At 48.4% G+C, this 17,541-nt stretch carries 17 protein-coding genes; 2 read left to right on the top strand and 15 right to left on the bottom strand.

Going from position 1 to position 17,541, the window contains the following annotated elements:
* Window positions 1-81: 81 nt before the first annotated feature.
* Together LKD70_RS05830 and LKD70_RS05825 are read right to left on the bottom strand one after the other, a co-directional pair.
* A complete protein-coding gene (locus LKD70_RS05830) occupies window positions 82-285 on the bottom strand; it encodes a site-specific integrase (RefSeq protein WP_227707094.1) in 204 nt (67 codons plus the stop codon).
* 223 nt (window positions 286-508) lie between these two features.
* A complete protein-coding gene (locus LKD70_RS05825; RefSeq protein WP_227707093.1) occupies window positions 509-3,655 on the bottom strand; it encodes a YhgE/Pip domain-containing protein in 3,147 nt (1,048 codons plus the stop codon).
* 198 nt (window positions 3,656-3,853) lie between these two features.
* Here LKD70_RS05825 and LKD70_RS05820 point away from each other — a divergent pair, with 198 nt between their 5' ends.
* Entirely contained in the window at window positions 3,854-4,480 is a 627-nt protein-coding gene (locus LKD70_RS05820; RefSeq protein WP_087156614.1) for a TetR-like C-terminal domain-containing protein, read from the top strand.
* A 131-nt stretch (window positions 4,481-4,611) separates the two neighbouring features.
* Here the strand turns inward: LKD70_RS05820 and LKD70_RS05815 are convergent, their stop codons facing one another.
* The 8 genes from LKD70_RS05815 to LKD70_RS05780 all read right to left on the bottom strand — a co-directional run bounded on the left by LKD70_RS05815 (window position 4,612) and on the right by LKD70_RS05780 (window position 11,125).
* Window positions 4,612-5,016, bottom strand: a complete 405-nt coding sequence (locus tag LKD70_RS05815) for a hypothetical protein (protein ID WP_227707092.1) — start codon at window positions 5,014-5,016, stop codon at window positions 4,612-4,614.
* Window positions 5,017-5,045: 29 nt separating this feature from the next.
* Window positions 5,046-5,246, bottom strand: a complete 201-nt coding sequence (locus LKD70_RS05810) for a complexin-2 (RefSeq protein WP_456115010.1) — start codon at window positions 5,244-5,246, stop codon at window positions 5,046-5,048.
* Between the two features lie 241 nt (window positions 5,247-5,487).
* Window positions 5,488-5,811 (bottom strand): hypothetical protein, encoded by a 324-nt coding sequence (locus LKD70_RS05805; protein ID WP_004613237.1) that lies wholly within the window; start codon window positions 5,809-5,811, stop codon window positions 5,488-5,490.
* Window positions 5,812-6,316: 505 nt separating this feature from the next.
* The gene (locus LKD70_RS05800) at window positions 6,317-6,526 is read right to left on the bottom strand and encodes a DUF6462 family protein (RefSeq protein WP_227707091.1); all 210 of its coding nucleotides are present in this window, start codon (window positions 6,524-6,526) and stop codon (window positions 6,317-6,319) included.
* Between the two features lie 239 nt (window positions 6,527-6,765).
* A complete protein-coding gene (lysS, locus tag LKD70_RS05795; protein ID WP_227707090.1) occupies window positions 6,766-8,685 on the bottom strand; it encodes a lysine--tRNA ligase in 1,920 nt (639 codons plus the stop codon).
* 98 nt (window positions 8,686-8,783) lie between these two features.
* A complete protein-coding gene (gene greA / locus LKD70_RS05790; RefSeq protein WP_087151205.1) occupies window positions 8,784-9,269 on the bottom strand; it encodes a transcription elongation factor GreA in 486 nt (161 codons plus the stop codon).
* A 111-nt stretch (window positions 9,270-9,380) separates the two neighbouring features.
* Complete coding sequence (gene dusB, locus LKD70_RS05785; protein ID WP_227707089.1) at window positions 9,381-10,340, bottom strand: tRNA dihydrouridine synthase DusB; 960 nt, start codon at window positions 10,338-10,340, stop codon at window positions 9,381-9,383.
* An 11-nt stretch (window positions 10,341-10,351) separates the two neighbouring features.
* The gene (locus LKD70_RS05780; RefSeq protein WP_227707088.1) at window positions 10,352-11,125 is read right to left on the bottom strand and encodes a type III pantothenate kinase; all 774 of its coding nucleotides are present in this window, start codon (window positions 11,123-11,125) and stop codon (window positions 10,352-10,354) included.
* 525 nt (window positions 11,126-11,650) lie between these two features.
* Between LKD70_RS05780 and LKD70_RS05775 the strand changes: the two genes are divergently transcribed.
* Complete coding sequence (locus tag LKD70_RS05775; RefSeq protein ID WP_227707087.1) at window positions 11,651-12,553, top strand: Rpn family recombination-promoting nuclease/putative transposase; 903 nt, start codon at window positions 11,651-11,653, stop codon at window positions 12,551-12,553.
* A 366-nt stretch (window positions 12,554-12,919) separates the two neighbouring features.
* On the opposite strand, the gene LKD70_RS05770 is transcribed toward LKD70_RS05775, so the two are convergent.
* The 5 genes from LKD70_RS05770 to LKD70_RS05750 all read right to left on the bottom strand — a co-directional run bounded on the left by LKD70_RS05770 (window position 12,920) and on the right by LKD70_RS05750 (window position 17,521).
* Window positions 12,920-14,428, bottom strand: coding sequence for an AMP-binding protein (locus LKD70_RS05770; protein ID WP_227707086.1), 1,509 nt, complete (start codon window positions 14,426-14,428; stop codon window positions 12,920-12,922).
* 76 nt (window positions 14,429-14,504) lie between these two features.
* The gene (locus tag LKD70_RS05765; RefSeq protein ID WP_227707085.1) at window positions 14,505-14,729 is read right to left on the bottom strand and encodes an acyl carrier protein; all 225 of its coding nucleotides are present in this window, start codon (window positions 14,727-14,729) and stop codon (window positions 14,505-14,507) included.
* A gap of 95 nt (window positions 14,730-14,824) precedes the next feature.
* On the bottom strand, window positions 14,825-16,231 hold the full coding sequence (locus LKD70_RS05760; RefSeq protein ID WP_407690909.1) for a condensation domain-containing protein: 1,407 nt from the start codon (window positions 16,229-16,231) through the stop codon (window positions 14,825-14,827).
* A complete protein-coding gene (locus LKD70_RS05755; protein ID WP_227707084.1) occupies window positions 16,228-17,172 on the bottom strand; it encodes an alpha/beta hydrolase in 945 nt (314 codons plus the stop codon). Before LKD70_RS05755 ends, LKD70_RS05760 begins: the two co-directional genes overlap by 4 nt.
* A gap of 16 nt (window positions 17,173-17,188) precedes the next feature.
* Window positions 17,189-17,521 carry an SCP2 sterol-binding domain-containing protein gene (locus LKD70_RS05750; RefSeq protein ID WP_227707083.1) on the bottom strand — a complete coding sequence of 111 codons (333 nt, stop codon included), beginning with the start codon at window positions 17,519-17,521 and terminating at the stop codon, window positions 17,189-17,191.
* Window positions 17,522-17,541 lie beyond the last annotated feature (20 nt).

Here is a 17,541-nt window from a genome sequence, read left to right as displayed (position 1 = left end):
TTAAGTTCAAAACCATTCTGAGATAATCACAATACTGCTGAATGGAAACATATTTTCTGCGGATAGAACGGGGTACTAATTCTATCTCATTCTGCATATAAAAAAATATTCATAGATGCTCCGGTCATTGATATCTCCGTAATGCCGTCTTTCCAGCCACCTAGAAAAATTCTGCAGGTCATTTTTATAGGAATACAGGGTATTGGATGACAAGTTTCTCTGCACAAAAAGCATATCAATAAAGTCCTGGATCAGGACTTCCTGTTGTTCCTTATTATATTCCATAGGCTCCTCCATTTTTCTCCTATCTATTCATACAATTCCAATGATACCTTCTTATCCTTTTACTGTCCGGGGAGGGTGTCTGCAGAAAAATCCCGGAGGCTTCCGTTCCCGCTGTCTGTCCATATCATACCTCATATAAATTATAGTGTATGGATGGCCGAAAAAAAGGACCCTGCACTGTCTTTTCAAAGGCAGTACAAAGTCCTTTCCCTTCTTTTTTCTCTTATGCCAGTCCCTTTTCCTCTAACCAGTTATCCAGAGTCCTTTTTCCTCTTTTCATCTTAAGGGTCCGGATCTGGAACTCCAGAATGGTCAGCAGGGTAAAGACGATCCACAAAACGGTCAGGAATATTACGGCTTCCTGAATACTTTCTCCTCCTGATATGGTACTTCGGAAGGCTTCCACCGTATAAGTGAACGGTACCCAGTCATGAAGGTAAGGGACAAAGCTTCCGGACAGTTCCAGGGGGTAGGTTCCCACAGAACCTGCCAGCTGGATCACCATAAATACCAGCATCAGGAAACTTCCCACTTTGCCAAAAATATTGGTAAAGAAATACATCACAGACATAAAGGCCACCGAAGCCAGACAGGCTACCGCCAGGGTTTTCCCCATTTCCACCGGCTCAAAACCGTCACACAGATGAAGCATAAAGATCATCACCGCTGCCTGGAGCAGGGCAATCAGATACAGTACCGATGCCTTGCTTCCCCACCAGGCCAGACCGGATTTCAGCTTTCCGCTGTACTTTGTCAGCGGATACATAAGACTAAAGGCAATACAGCCTACCCAAAGTGCCACAGACATCATATAGGGGGCCATGGCATGGCCGTTATTTTCTACCCTGGTGATCTGTGTTTCTTTTGTTTCCACAGGAGCTGCAAACATATCCGCCGTATCTTCTCCTTTATTCGTATCCCGGATCTGTTTTGCCCCCTCTGCCAGACTGTCTTTTAAAGTCCTAGTTCCTTCCGCCAGCTGTTCAATCCCGGATCCAAGAGTTTTACTTCCATCATGAAGCTGGGAAGCTCCGCTGCTGATCTGGGAGGCTCCGTCCTCCAGCTGTACCGCTCCTCCAAGAAGAGCCTGATTGTTTGCAGTAAGCTGGCCGGTTCCCTGGGACAACTTGCTGGTTCCGGCTACCAAGGTATCCATACCCGCCGAAAGAGTTCCTGCTCCCTGAGAAAGGGTCTGGGCTCCTGTCTTCAGACTTCCAGTTCCCTGTTTCAGATCCTTTGCTCCCTGGGACAGCTGTTCCACTCCCTGGGAAAGAGCCGGAAGCTGTCCCTGCATTTCCTGTACTCCTTTATCCAGATCAGAACTCCCCTGTACCAGACGGCCAAATCCCTCATCCAGCTGCCCGGCTCCCTGTACCAGTGCTTCCGTTCCCTGTGTCTTCAGTACTCCGGCTCCATCCTTTGCACTCTGGATTCCGCCGGCAAGTGCAGGTGCCGCCTCAGTCAGCTGTTCTACTCCCCGGTTCACTTCTCCACTTCCCTGGGTAAGACGGTCAGCACCTTCCCTCAGCTGAGACAGGCTGTCTCCAACCTGTGTGCCGATTCCGCTCTTCAGCTGCTCCATGCCGCTGTCCACTCCTGCCAGATACTGTTCTCCGGCTGTTTCTGTCTGAGCAGACAACTGTCCCAGACCTTCTGATAATGCCTGAAGATCCTTTACCACACTGCTCAGGTCTGTAGAATTTTCCCCGGTCAAACCGGCCCCGGTCATATCCCGGGCCTGCCGGGCTGCCTCTGCCATGGTCTGCTGATCCTGAGACAGGGCGGCACTGCTGTTCCCAAGAGCCTGAGAAGCTTCCTGGAGACGGCTTCCCGCCTCATTGACTGCATCGGCGTTTTGCTGTGCAACTGCCACTGCCTCCCAGGCAACGGATGCCACTGCATCTATATCTCCTGAATCAATTGCCTGCTGCAAGGAATCACTTAAATAAGAGGCGTCTGTACTTTCCACACCTCCCAGATTTTCTGCCGCAGCCTGGGCTGCCTCTGCCTGGTTTCCGGCTTCCTGGGCATTCCCCTCTAAAGTATCGCCCAGTTGGTCCCCACTTCCTGTTTCCTGGGACATGCTCTCCGTTCCCTGAATCCCCGCAAGGAGCTGATCGGCACTGGACTTTAACTGGTCCGCGTCCTCTTTCACAGAGTCAAAAACCTGTTTTCCTCCATCCTGCAGCTGTCCGTTTACCTGATCAATACTGGCAGAAATGCCGGGGACTGCCTGTTCTTCCAGAAGCTTCATTCCCTGGGAAAGCTGAGCTGCCCCTTCATAAACCTCATTTGTACCTTCCTGAAGTTTCTGTGTCTGCCCGGGAAGCTGGGATGCTGCACTGTTCAGCTGATCCAGTCCTTCCTGTAAAGATGCAAGACCCCTGTCTGTCTGTTCAGCTCCTGCCTTCAGACTTTTGCTTCCCTCTCCCGCTGTTTTGACACCTGCGGCAAGCTGGGAAGACCCCTGGGATAATGCCCGGACTCCCTGAGAAAGTCCCGGGATCTTTCCTTCTAACTGTCCCATGCCCTCTTCCAGGGACTGGGCTCCTGCATCCAGGCTTTCACTTCCGCCGGCAAGATCTTTTGCCCCGCTGTCCAGGGTTTTCGTCCCCTTGTTCAGTTCACTGGCCCCATCCTGAAGTTCACGTGCTCCCTTGTCTGCGGCTGTTACTCCATCTGTATAAGTCTTTAGTCCCTCTTCCAGGGTCTGACTGCCATCTCTGAATACCAGAGTACTATCTGCCAGAACCTGTAAATTCTCTTCGATCTGTTCATTTCCTGAGGCAAGTTCCCGGGTTCCCTCCTGGAGCTTCCCGGAACCATCTGCCGCTTCCTCCATTCCGTCCCCGGCCTTACCGATCTGTTCAAAAACCGCTTCTGCATAAGTGCGGGTAACTTCTTCCCGGACAGAACTCTGGATTTTCTCCATAGCTGTCTCGCTCATCTTAGAAGCAATGTAATTGGTACCCGGGTTTGTTTCATAAGAAAGTTCCATTTTTTCAGGTTTTTCCCGGGTAAGGGTGGCTGCATTGGCTGAAAAATCCTCCGGTATGGTAATGACCATATAATAACTTCCGTCTTTCAGCCCCTGCCGGGCCCTTTCCTTATCTGTAAAAGAAAAATTCAGAGAACTGTCCTCTTTCAGATTCTCCACCATTTCTTTTCCTATGTTTAATGTTTCTCCCTCATATTCTACCGGTTTATCCTCATTCACCACAGCCACGGGCAATTTGTCCATATTGCCATAAGGGTCCCACATGGATCCCAGAAAAAGGGTGGTATAAATGGTAGGAATTGCAATAATCGCAACAATAACTACCAACATGAGTTTATTACTCAGTAGCTTTTTCCACTCTAGTTTCAGCATTCTCCTGTCTCCTTTCTGTCTGCGCAACTAGTTATAGTTTAATAGATACTATGTTGATTATTTACACATACTGCATTATACTAGGGTTATAAATACCTTACAACCGACAACAATCCTTCGTTGCGTCTATTAATAGACAAAATGTCTATTTAGTGTCTATGGTTTATAATTTTTTTATATTTTCGAAAGGAGAAATCTATGAAAGAAAAAACTGACCGGAGAATCCGCAAAACAAAAGCCCAGCTTCGAGCCGGGCTTGCAAAACTTATGCAGGAAAAAAGTATTAAAGAAATTACTGTAAAAGAACTGGTAGAGGAAGTGGATATCAACCGTTCTACTTTCTATCTCCATTATACGGATATTTTCAATATGCTTTCCACCATTGAAGAAGAACTGCTGGAAGAGATCCGCCAGACCATTCAGAATCATCCGGTCAGTCCCTTTAACGAATCCAGCTTTCCTTTTATTGAGGATATTTTTCATATCCTGGCAGAAAACAAAGATATCTGCAACGCCTTGCTGGGGCCAAACGGGGATATCGCGTTTATCCATCGCATTGAAAATCTGATTTCCACCCACAGTCTTAACGTACTGCGCCGGACTTTTCCGGACACTATTGAAGACCTGAAATATTCCTATTCTTTCTGTCTTTCCGGCTGCATCGGTCTGGTGAAAACCTGGCTAACATCCGATACCGATGAAACGCCTCAATATATGGCCCAGCTCACCTTCCGGCTGATCATGAACGCCCTCCGTCATATGTATCCTGATAACACGCCCTCACAGACACCTCTGTCAGGTTCCAAAAGCCCTCTGCCGGAATAGATCCGGCAGACACTTCTTCAGGATCTGTGTCTGACCGGGATTTTTATTGCTTTTCCAGAGCTTTCTGATACTCTTCCTTCAGTTCTTTGATTTTTTCCTCCTTTTCCCTGTCATAAAGCTGATTGTCCTCTTCAATAACTCTCCTTTCTCCCTTGTCGGGTAGTAATCAGCGCCGGATACGGCGCATAAGCTTTGTTACTTTCGTCGAAAGTAACGCAAAAGCACTTTTGACAGCCGTTCCGTCCATCAAAAGCTGCCTTTGCACCCTGCCGGGGGTGCAAGACGTCCGGTGGACGTCTGCTCTGCACCGACCGAAGCGGAGCGTAGACCTTTCCCGCCCTACGGACGGGGCTGCAGTTCCCGCCGCTTGCATCCGAGGTCATCGTCTTTCGGATCGCAGAGACTACATTCGCCACAGTATTTTCCGCCCGTTTTACAAGCCAGATTAGCGTCTGCATTTCTGCCTCGCTCAACTCCACATTCCCGAAAACCTCATTGAGCATGGCTCTTGTCTGTAATAGACAGGCGCGTGCCATGCTCCTGTCTTATATCATCAAAAGAATCTCTACCAACGGAAACTGTCGGGTATTCCCCGCCTTTCCAGATATTCCTGCCGGGCTTTCTCCCGCTCGTCAGCTGTTGGCGCAGTCTTAGACTTCCCATATAATTCATGCAACACCATTGCATCTAATTTCTTCTCCAATCCTACCTTTATCTCATCTACATGGCTGTCGTCCTCCATCAGATGATAGTGGATCAGTTGCACAAACAATTCCTGCGCTGAACAATCGTGATTTCGTTGTGTGGACAGGGCATTTCGTGTCCCTCCTTTCGCTAATTGGTGGATGGGGTGGCGTTTTACCACCTCATTTTGGGCAGAAAAAAAGCAGGATACCTTTTTCAGATTTCCTGCTCGGTGTGCCGCTGTGTGAGCGGCGGGTATTTAGTTGTAAAAGTTCGGGACAAGTTGACCCGATGTAAAGCTAACAAACTGAAATTTGACTTGCCTATTTTCTTAAAATCTCATGTGGAGCTTCTATTTCATTTGCCAAGGTATGCTCTGTTAATTCTGACATCAATTTCAATTTTTTATTAATCAATGGTCGCATACAATTAGGAACATGTTCCTGATGCGCTCTGTGGATTGCTACACATTCCTTACAGTTTCCGTGATAACGACAGGCTTTCAGGCAAGGACAGTGATCTTTGTCTTTATACTCCTTACGAAATTCCGCTGCAAATTCTTCTTGCAGTCTCAGCCCCTCGACACGGTTTCCCTTATGAAATTCTACCATTGCATCCAGTTCTTTCTGGTTCCCTTCAATCTTCATGTTATTATAGCGCCTCCATTTCAACTATTCCTCATTTTCTGATAAATTACGATTTATTGCTGACTTTATTATACTTTATTGCCTATCGAAAAGATAGCATATTTTATGAAACTTGTCGGCTGGGAACAGCTTGCAACGCAAGGTGTCCCCAGATGGCAAGTCCACAAAAGGGTAGCTGGCGGCAGCCAGCGCAGGGGAAGCGTAGCGTCCCCTGTATGATTTGGAGTAGACCATGACTGCGAAAAATCACAGCCCTCCGGCAAGGAGCCTTCGGAGAACGCAATGCACTAACCTTTGGGTGGTGTATAATTGCGCCCTATCCGAGTTCTGGGATAGGGCGCATTATCCGAGATATTCAACTATCCGAGGAAATTTTCAAATAGTGGCTATATATAAGGATTTCAAAGAAATTTCCTCGGATAATCTTTCTCTACATGATACAGTTAAAGTCACCAAAGAAAACAGGAGGCTTTAACCATGAGACAAAAAAACAAATGAAAACAAATCAACATCTTGTGTGTATCAGGAACTGAATCCAGAGATCCAGCCTGTAGATTGCTTCTGCATCACCTGCCAATTCCATCAGTTTTTTATGAGACAGGCTGTACACAATCTCTGCCTGCTGATATCTAAGATATTTTCTTCTTAGCCTACGTGCTGTCTCCATTACTTCGCTGCGTTTCTGATCATTATAGTATCTGTCTTCAGTTTTCATTGCTTTGATCCTCCATTCTTGATTCTGACCACCACTGATGTTTTCTGACAGCATCAAAAAAGGGCACTTTTTGAAAGTTCATCTTTCAAAAAGTGCCCTAAGCAATCTGTTTTGCCTGAAATGGACGAGCGACAACTTCTTACAATACGTCATAATAATTCGTATTCGCTTTGGCTTTTGTTGTCAAATTGTTGTCAAAATGAATTTTTGCTGTCAAACCTGAAGGTCATTTCTTATCCTTAGTACAGCTTCGCACCCGCCGGGATACTGTCATCCAGCATCAGCAGATTCAGTCCTTCGTGTCCGTCGTACTCATACACCGCACTGATCAGCATACCCTCAGAGTCGATGCCCATCATCTTCCTCGGCGGCAGATTTGTAATCGCCACACAGGTCTTTCCGACCAGCTCTTCCGGCTCGTAATACTCGTGAATCCCGCTTAAAATCGTGCGTTTCCGGTCTGTTCCGTCGTTCAGTGTGAACTTCAGAAGCTTCTTACTCTTCGGAACTGCCTCGCATGCTTCCACCTTTACAACCCGGAAATCGGACTTGCTGAAGGTGTCAAAATCAATGGCATCCTCGAACAGCGGCTCGACTTTCACCTTGGAAAGATCGATCTTCACAGCCGGCTCGGACTCTTCTTTCTTGTCCGTCTTTTTACCTTCGGCTCCGCCGATGCTCTTCATTGTCGGGAACAGGAGCACATCTCTTATAGCCGCGCTGTCTGTGAGCAGCATACACATTCTGTCGATGCCGAATCCGATTCCTCCTGTAGGCGGCATACCGATCTCCAGCGCATTTAAGAAGTCCTCATCCGTTGTGTTTGCCTCCTCATCGCCCTGCGCGAGCTGCTCTTCCTGCGCCTTAAATCTCTCTCTCTGGTCAATCGGGTCGTTGAGCTCAGAGTACGCGTTCGCCATCTCCCATCCGTTCATGAAGAACTCAAAACGCTCCACATAATCCGGATTCTCCGGTTTCTTCTTCGTAAGCGGTGAGATCTCAATCGGGTGATCCGTCACAAATGTCGGCTGAATCAGATGCTCCTCCGCGAACTCCTCGAAAAACAGGGAAAGGATATCTCCCTTCTTATGACGCTCCTCGAACTCCACGTGATGCTCCTTCGCAAGTTCACGGGCCTGCTCCAGAGTCTCCACTTCATTCCAGTCAACACCGGCATATTTCTTTACCGCGTCAACCATTGTAATACGCTCAAACGGCTTGCCGAGATCCATCTCGACTCCGTTATATACAATCTTCGTTGTACCGAGAACTTCCAGCGCCACATGGCGGTACAGGTTCTCTGTCAGATCCATCATTCCGTTGTAATCCGTATATGCCTGATAGAGCTCCATCAGAGTGAACTCCGGATTGTGTCTTGTATCAAGTCCCTCGTTTCTGAACACGCGGCCGATCTCGTATACTTTTTCAAGGCCGCCGACAATCAGTCTCTTCAGATAAAGTTCAAGTGAAATACGCAGCTTGAAATCCTCGTCAAGCGCATTAAAATGCGTCTCAAACGGTCTCGCCGCAGCACCGCCCGCATTGCTCACAAGCATCGGCGTCTCCACTTCCATAAATCCCTGTCCGTCAAGGTATCTGCGGATCGCGCTCAGGATCTTTGAACGCTTGATAAATGTATCCTTAACTTCAGGATTCATTATCAGATCCACATATCTCTGACGATAGCGCATATCCGTATTCGTCAGGCCGTGGAACTTCTCCGGAAGAATCTGAAGGCTCTTTGAGAGAAGGGTCACACGGGATGCATGAACAGAAATCTCGCCTGTCTTTGTGCGGAAAACTTCACCTTCGATTCCGATCACATCGCCCACGTCAAGTTTTTTAAATTCTTTATAATTCTCCTCGCCCACGCTGTCTCTTGCCACATAGGACTGAATATTGCCTTTGAGATCCTGTACATTGCAGAAAGATGCCTTTCCCATTACACGTTTCGACATCATGCGCCCTGCAATCGATACTTTTGCTCCTTCCAGATCGTCATAGTTGTCCTTGATCTCCTGGCTGTGGTGCGACTGCTCGTATTTCGTGATGACAAACGGGTCTTTCCCGTTCTGCTGAAGCTCCGCCAGTTTCTCGCGGCGTACTTTTCTGAGCTGATTCAGATCCTGCTCCTGTCCGTTCTTCTGCTCCTGTGCCAATGCTTTTTCTCCTTCCTCATTCCCTGTACAGGCGAATTCAGACCTCTTTTTCCAAGAGGTCTGCATGCTTTCACAATGTAACTCGACTTACCTTCTGTCTATTTTGAGCGGCTGATCTCAAGCACTTTGTACTGGATATCTCCCGCCTGTGTCTCCACATTCACAGTCTCTCCGACTTTCTTTCCCATCAAAGCCTGACCTACCGGAGATTCATTGGAGATCTTTCCCTCAAGGCTGTTTGCCTCGGTTGATCCTACGATCTTAAATTCCATCTCCTCGTCATATGTGATGTCAAACACCTTAACTGTACATCCGACATTAATCTTGTCAAAATCGACTTCATCTTCCACGACAACTTCTGCGTTCTTCAGAATCCCTTCCAGCTCCTCGATCCGTGCCTCAATGTCTCTCTGCTCGTCCTTCGCCGCATCATATTCTGCATTCTCGGACAGGTCTCCCTGCTCTCTCGCTTCTTTGATCTTTGCCGCTACTTCTTTCCTTTTGACTACTTTGAGATCTTCAAGTTCATCCTCAAGTGCCTTCAATCCGGCATAAGTAAGTAATCTTTTCTTTGCCTCTGCCATGGTTACGCTCCCTTTCTGTTTCTTACGTTTTTCTATTTTTTCAGAGCCTTTTTCCGGCCCTCTATGCTGTCAATAAAGTCTATTTCGCAATTTCAATATTATAACCAAACTCTACAATGATGTCAAGAGATTTTCCAGCTCCTGAACAGACTCTACACTGTTAATCTGATCCCTCAGACGGGACGCTCCCGGGATTCCTTTCGTGTACCACGCCACGTGCTTCCGCATCTCGCGGATACCGGAATATTCCCCCTTATATTCCAGCTGCAGGCGGGCGTGCCTGAGCATCATTTCCCGCAGTGTCTCCCTGTCCGGCCTGGGCGGAATCTCCCCTGTCTCTTCATATGAAATCATCTCGGAAAAGATCCACGGATTTCCCTGGGCGCCCCTTGCGATCATGACGCCGTCACAGCCAGTCATCCGCACCAGTTCTTCCGCTTTCTTCGGGGACGTCACATCTCCGTTTCCAATCACCGGGATAGACACTGCCTCCTTTACCTGACGGATGATATCCCAGTCGGCTTTCCCGCTGTAGTACTGTTCTCTTGTCCGGCCATGCACCGCCACTGCCGCCGCGCCGGCCTCCTCAATAATCCGGGCGATCTCAACCGCATTCACATGGTCATCGTCAAACCCTTTCCTTATCTTCACTGTAACAGGCTTTTCAATCGCCTTCACAATCGCGCTCACGATCTCATACACCAGCTTCGGCTCCTTCATAAGCGCAGAACCCTCGCCGTTTCTGACCACTTTCGGCACCGGACACCCCATGTTAATATCAAGAATTGCAAAGGGCCGCTCTTCAATTCTTTTTGCCATCTCGCTCATGATCTTCGGATCCGATCCGAAAAGCTGAAGTGAGACCGGCTGCTCGTCCGGATGAATCTCAAGAAGCTGCTCTGTGTTTCGGTTATTGTAGTAAATCGCCTTTGCGCTCACCATCTCCATGCACAGGAGTCCCGCTCCCTGTTCGCGGCACAGCAGACGAAATGGCAGGTCTGTAACGCCTGCCATGGGTCCGAGTATATATCTGTTTTCAAGTTCAACGTTTCCTATTTTCAAGTGCTTCATATTTTATTCCGTCATTTCTCCTTCATCCTGTCGTAGATCAGCCGCAGGCCGTTCAGTGTAAGCTGCGGATCATACAGATTGATGCAGTCTGTCTCCTGCGCGATGATCTTTCCCAGCCCTCCGGTTGCGATTACATAGGCATCGCTGTATCCGGACTCTTCTTTCATCCGCCGGACAATGTACTCCGTCTGGCCGATCGCCCCGAACACAAGACCTCCCTGCATTCCCGATACCGTCTCTCTGGCAAGGATGGAATCCGGCTTTTCGATCTGAATCGCGGGCAGCATGGCCGCTCCGCCCCAGAGCGAGCGTCCCGCAGTTTCGATTCCCGGCGCGATAATGCACGCCTCCAGCGTGCGATCCGGCCCTACAAGGTCGTACGTCGTCGCTGTACCGAAATCAATGACAATCGCTGCTCCCTTTGCAATATCATATCCTGCCACTGCATTTACAATCCGGTCCGGCCCTGTTCTGGACGGATTTTCCGTGACCACACGGATACCCGTGTCTGTCTGCGCCGATACGATGAGCGGAGTTACGTCCAGATATTTGATAATTCCGCTTGTCAGGGAATGCATAATATCCGGCACCACCGACGCGATAATCACCGCTTCAATCTCCTGCGGGTCAATGGACCTGTGTTCCAGTATGCCGCAGATCGTAAATCCGTATTCATCGGATGTACGCGGTTTGTTCGTCGTCATACGGAACATTCCCTTTAAGACTTCCCGGTCAAACACGCCCAGCGTAATATTCGTATTTCCCACATCTATTGTCAGCAGCATTGTGATCCCCCCGTTTAAATGCCCCGGGCATTTTATTTTCTTCAGATAAGCATCTTTATAATAAGTATTTTCATCGTTTAAATTCCTTTTAATAATATCAGGGAGAATGAAGTGCCGTCAACTGCTGATTTTCAGGTGGGATACCATACTGATTTTTCAGGTAGAATACCGGCTCTTGTATAAGACAGATTTATATGCTATTCTGTTCTCACGGGAAAGTATATTTTTATTCACACAATGTATCATTAACTGCCATCAAAGCATATACGGCAGTTCCTGTTTCTCATGCCTGAATTCCAGGCAGTATTCGCAGAGGAAAAACAGACAGAATATCAACCAGTAAAACGCAGCAGTCCAGATCTGCAGCATTCGCAGAACTCTGTCGCTGCAAAAGAAAGCAGGAATTCGCGGAATACCTTGGACAGTCAGCGCAGATGTGCTAAGATAAAAAGAGACAGCTGTCCGCTGCAATATCGGTGTTTCCCCTTTCCTGCCGGAAAGCCAGTTCAGGAAAGGAGAAAAATTATGGCGAAAACAAAAGATAACTTTATTATGCTTCCCACTGTCGATGTATGCTTCAAAGCACTGATGAGCAACCCGAAGGTGAGAAAAGGATTTATTGCAGCGCTCCTGAAAAAAGACCCGAAGACGATAAAAAAGACACACCTTATGCCGACAGTCCTTCACCGCAATTATCCGGATGATAAACTGGGAATCCTGGATGTCCGCGTAATGATGGAAGACGGAACACAGCTTGATATGGAAATGCAGGTGGCATATTTTGAATACTGGGACGCACGAGTTCTGTTCTATCTGAGCAAAATATTTTCTGACCAGCTCAGAGAAGGCGAACCTTACGAGAAATTGAAGAAGTGTATCCATGTAAGCATTCTTGACTTCATTCATTTTGAAGATGAACAAGAGTGCTATCACACGATCAGTCTCTGTAATGAACAGACAGGGAAAAAGTATACCGATCTGATAGAAATTCAGATACTGGAGCTGAAAAAAATTCCGGATCAGAAATTTCAGACAGAAGACGAGATTATCAGCTGGATGCGCTTCCTCAGAGGGAAAACCCGAAAGGAGTTTGAGGATATGGCAAAAACTGACGAATATATTGAAGAGGCCTATGAAGAATTAAAAAAACTGAGCGCAGATGAACGCGTAAAACTGGAATACGATGCCCGGGAACGCGCCATACGGGATTATAATTCTCAGATGGGAAGCGCGCTGAAGCGCGGAATGGAAAGAGGGATCCGGAAAGGTCTGGAACAAGGCCTGGAGCAGGGACTTGCACAGGGACTGGAGCAGGGCCAGAAAATCACAGCACTTAACCTCAAAAAAATGGGAATGTCTGAGGAACAGATCGCACAGGCTGTTGGCAGAAATGTGGAAGAAGTAACACAGTGGATTCAAGGGATGTAACCTGTAATTTACCCGGAGGGAACATCGCCAAATAAATCCGCACGGAAGTGGGGAACATCCCTCGGGGACACGCTCTCGCTCGGGACGAACGCAGCGGTATCTAAGCGCGCAAAACACGCGCGCAAGTACCGGCGTTCTTTACGGTCCCCTGCGGAATTCCCCACTTCCGCGCTGGGCTGCTTCCATTCGGTTGTTCTCCCCGGAAAATTATTAAAGCCCCTCTTCTAAACCATGCAATTTGGGCAGCACGTGGATACAGTCCAGCCGCGAGGAGGGTGTTGGTTTCACCCCGTAAAGCAGCGCCGGCACCTGGTGCGCGTTCTTTGCGCACCTATGTACCGCTGTGCTGCGTCCCGAACGAAAGTATCAGAACCTCTTAATCTTCCTCGTCGTCGTTTTCTCGAACTCTTCCTCCCGCACAATCAGGCTGTAGATCTTTTTCTGCGGCGCTGCCGTGCGGTTGTACTCATCAATTACGTTCTGAAGCTCGCTCTTCACGTCTTTGATTCGTTTCTTCTTCACATAGTCCTGATCCGGATAGATCTCTGCCTCGATCACACCGCCTTTCTCACGGACGAGTACTTCTCCCACAAGCCGGTTCGAGCTGAGCGCGTTTTCGAGTTCTTCCGGAGAGACATTCTCTCCGTTTTTTGTGATAATGAGATTTTTCTTTCTTCCGGTCAGATAGACGAATCCTTCCTCGTCTACATAGCCCAGATCCCCGGTCTTAAGCCAGCCGTCCTCCAGCGTCTCGGCCGTTTCCTCCGGCATCTTGTAATATCCCTGCATGACGCTGCTGCCCTTTACCCACAACTCTCCGTCCACGGTCTTTGCCTCACAGTTGGGCACAAGCTGGCCGACAGAATCGCTGCGGATATTCCAGCTCTGGGAAATGCTGATTACCGGCGAGCACTCTGTCATGCCGTATCCCTGCTGGATTGTGATGTCATATTTTTTAAACATCTCAATGTATTTCGGATCCAGATACGCTCCGCCGCTGCAGATCGTATGGAACTGTTTGCCAAACACCTGGTTTTTCACAATTTTGGCCGGGAGAAGCGACGCCTCTTCCAGTTTTTTCGCAAGTGTCTCGATCATGAGCGGAACCATCAGAATCATTTCCGGCTTAAAGAGCTTGATATTCTTTGCCACGCGGATGAGAGAATCATTGATGCAGATCACTGCTCCCAGCGATACCCCCTTTAAGATATCCATACTCAGGCAGTACGCGTGGTGGATCGGGAGAACCGTCATGATCACGATCCGCTCCGGGATCTTCATATCAAGGCACGTTGCGTTCTCTGCGACATTTCTCTGCGTCAGCATTACACCTTTGCTCTTTCCTGTTGTGCCGGATGTAAACATAATCGTGCAGAGCTGATCCGGCTGCGGCATATATTCAAAGCCGCCTCTGTTTTCTTCCAGAAGCTTCCGGAACGAGCGGACGTCGCTGCTGTCTTCCGCCTGCTGCATGGAGATCACTGTCTTAAGCTTTGGACAGCGCTCTTTTGCAATAGCCGCCACATCTTTTCTCACTTCGTCATACACAAGAACCGTCGAATCAGAACGGTCGATCAGATCACACACATCCTCTGCCGGGAGATTGACGTCAAGCGGCACAATGACGCTGCCGCTGTTTACCGTACCGAAGTAAGCGACCAGCCATGCATAGGATGTCGCGCCGATTACCGCGATATGGCTTCCCTGCTCTCCCAGAGCCTTCAGTACATTGGAAAAGCTCTCGCTGTCTTCTTTTAACTGCGTATATGTTTTTGATTCAATTTCATTTTTACCAATCTTATAGCGGATCGCGTCCTCCGGCCCGTACTTCTTTTCCGTGTTGACCAGAATCTCGCGGACAGTGCTGCAAAGCATATTTTTCCCAATCCTTTCTCTCCGTCAGTTTTATGCCGGACTTTTACATTATCTCTTTTTCTTTTACCCGGAACTGTTACATCAGCTTCTCAAGATAGTCGACAGCCTCCTGAACCGTGCGGATATTTGCCGCCTCTGTCTGCTCGACTTCCACGTCAAACTCATCCTCGATCTCCCCGAGCATACTCATAAAGTCAAAGGATGTGAATCCCAGATCCTCCATAAAACGGGACTCCGGATGGATGTTCTCCGGTTCCACTTCCACATAGTTGCAGATAATATTTACCAATTTTTCAAACATAACTGTTCTCCTTCTTTCCTGAATTCTGTCTGCGCCTGCGGTTTCACCGTACCTTTTTACCCGTACCTTTTCCCCAGGCAAAGTCCGTATCGCTGTTACACAAGCTTTATAATCTCGCCGATAGTCAGATCCGGATTCTCCGCGCCTTTGAACATGATCTTGCAGAGGTAATAATACAGATACTCAAGTTCTTCCCTTGAAACCGCCTTGATCTGATGCTCGAAGTTAAAGTCCAGTCCGTTGTCCTCCGGGCGGTGCATAACGGTCAGATACATTCCCTGGGGACAGATGCCGTTTGGATACCATTTTGTCTTGTAGCGGATGTCTCCCAGTTTGTCCAGACCTTTCTCTTTAAGCGTCATCGGCTGATATGTAAGAGAGATCGGCTCATATCCGAGACCTGCCTGGGGCTGCGGATATGTTTTCGCGCGATACGCAAAATACGCGGTCGGATCATAATTTGCATGGCGGAAATACTCGTTCTGCTTGTCGCGGATCGCATAGACCGCGTCGATAAACTTCATATCCTCTGAAAAGATTGTGCGGAACGGGAAGGAATGGATTCTCGTACCGCCGGACTTCTTCTCCTTAAGAGTCGCGCGCCTTGCGATTGTGGTAGTCACAGACACATCCTCAAAGCCGTTCATTTTCTGGTAATATGTACGCAGTCCCATGAGCAGGAGACATGCAAGGGAGACATGATATTTCTCGCAGAAATCCATCAGTCTCTTCGTCGGCTCCTCCTCCAGATGGAAGATATCAAGCGCGGACTTTGTATCATCTGTCACACAGAACGCTGATCTGAGCTCCGGGTTTTTGAACATCTCGCGCATGGACTCAAGTTTTCCTGTCCCGTGGAGATCATTGTAAATCGGTTCGCCCTTCTCAATCTCCTTCTGGAAATACTCTGCGTCTCTTTTCTGCGCCTTGCTTCCCGCCTCATACGCAAAATCACGTTCAAGCTGTTCGATATATGACTCCATGTTCTTCGGATAGGGCACACCCTCGTACTTCTCACTGCAGTAGAGCTCAATGATATCTTTCAGGAAACAGATCAGTGACTGTGCATCCACGATCATATGGTTTCCGAGGAAATAAACGCCGTTGAAACCATCCGGCATTTTGATCATGACAACGCGGGTCAGTTCGGAGTCTGTCATCTTAAACGGAACAGCCGTCCATTTCTGCATCACAGCTTCCGCCTCTTCCATTGTGCCGTTTGAAAAATCCGCGAACTCGATATCCTTATCCTCCGGATCTGTCACGTACTGATACCATGTGCCTTCCCTGTCCTTCGCAAAACGGACACGCATTGCTTCATTTCTCTCGTACGCCTTGTTGATGGATTTCTTTAACAGATCCCAGTCAAGCTCCACCTCGATTGTCAGGCTTGTGCCGATGTTGAGGACTGCCATGTTCGGGCAGTGCGGCGCATAGTAGAGATGGAATTTCTGTGCGACAGTCAGCGGATACACTTTGTGTCCTTTTCTTGTTTTCATCATTTCATTATTCCTCCGATAAATGAATCCAGGGCCTTCTCATATCCTTCCGTATCCTTGTAATAGCTCTCTCCGTGGCCCGCATCTTTTACGATCAGCTTCGTCTTGGATGAAGCGCAGTTTTCATAAATTTCATCACACATCCGGCACGGCACGAATACATCCTTTTCCCCGTGGATGAACAGGAACGGCACTTCCGCCTTTCTCACTTCTCTTGCTGCATTGCACTCATCCAGCCCGTATCCCGCGTTTCTTTTATTCAGCTTATCTGCAATCTGAATCATCGGAAATGCAGGAAGATGATACATGGAGTGAAGGACGTGGGTAAACACATCCTTTGCGGATGTGAACGCGCAGTCAGATACAATGCCCTTCACCTGGGGCGGAAGTTTAAGGCCGCTCATCATACAAACGGTAGCTCCTCCCATGGAGTTGCCGTGAAGAAGAATCTGTACATCCTCCCCGGCCTTTTCGGTCATCCACCTGATCCACTCCATCCCGTCGAGCCGGTCCATCGTGCCAAAACCAATATAGGTTCCCTCGCTCTGGCCGTGTGCCCTCTCATCGATGAGAAGCATCCGGAATCCGTGTCTTAAGTAATAGTAAGCGAGACTGCCGTAGTCATTGAGTCCCTGGCTTGTGTAACCGTGGAAACAGATAACCGCTTTATCTCCGCCGTCTCCCTCGAAATATGTACCGTGAAGTTTCAGCCCGTCATGCGAAGTAATCCACACGTCCTCGTGAGGCTCATTCATCATCCAGTCGCGGCGTTCATGCATCAGCGGAAAATATTTTTCCCAGTCAACGCCGGACATCTTTATCGTTCTCTCTGTCTTCGCATTATAGCGTTTCATCGTCCTTCTGTAGAAATACGCCGTGCCGCCGGCCTCAGCCGCTGCCGCGATTCCGAGAAGCGCCGCCGCGCCCTTCAGTAATTTGCTCATCTTTATTCACCCGCTTTTATTTTCTCTTGCTGTTGATCAGGTCTTTGAGTTTCAGCGCCTTGTCAATATTCCCTTCCACTTTCAGTTTTCCAAGCGTAACCGCAAGAATCGGATCTGTCTTCCCGTCTGCGATCTTGAACAGCGTCTCCGCCGTACACGTAAACATCACGTCACGGTCAAAATACTCATAAGGCTCAACATGCAGCTCTCCGTCTTTTACCTCAGCGTAGAAAATTCCTTCCGCCTCACCGGTAATATTGAACTGGTATGCCAGATGCTCATGAATGTCGCTCACATCCGCGCCCATCAGCATTCCCTTTACTTTTGAAAACATCTCTGCGTAGGTCATAATATCCTCCTTTTCGACTG

Origin of the sequence: Ruminococcus turbiniformis, assembly GCF_020687545.1 — a bacterium.
GTDB lineage: Bacteria > Bacillota > Clostridia > Lachnospirales > Lachnospiraceae > Mediterraneibacter > Mediterraneibacter turbiniformis.
The sequence above is the reverse complement of the archived record's forward strand: the minus strand, read 5'-3'. Positions and strand labels throughout refer to the sequence as shown.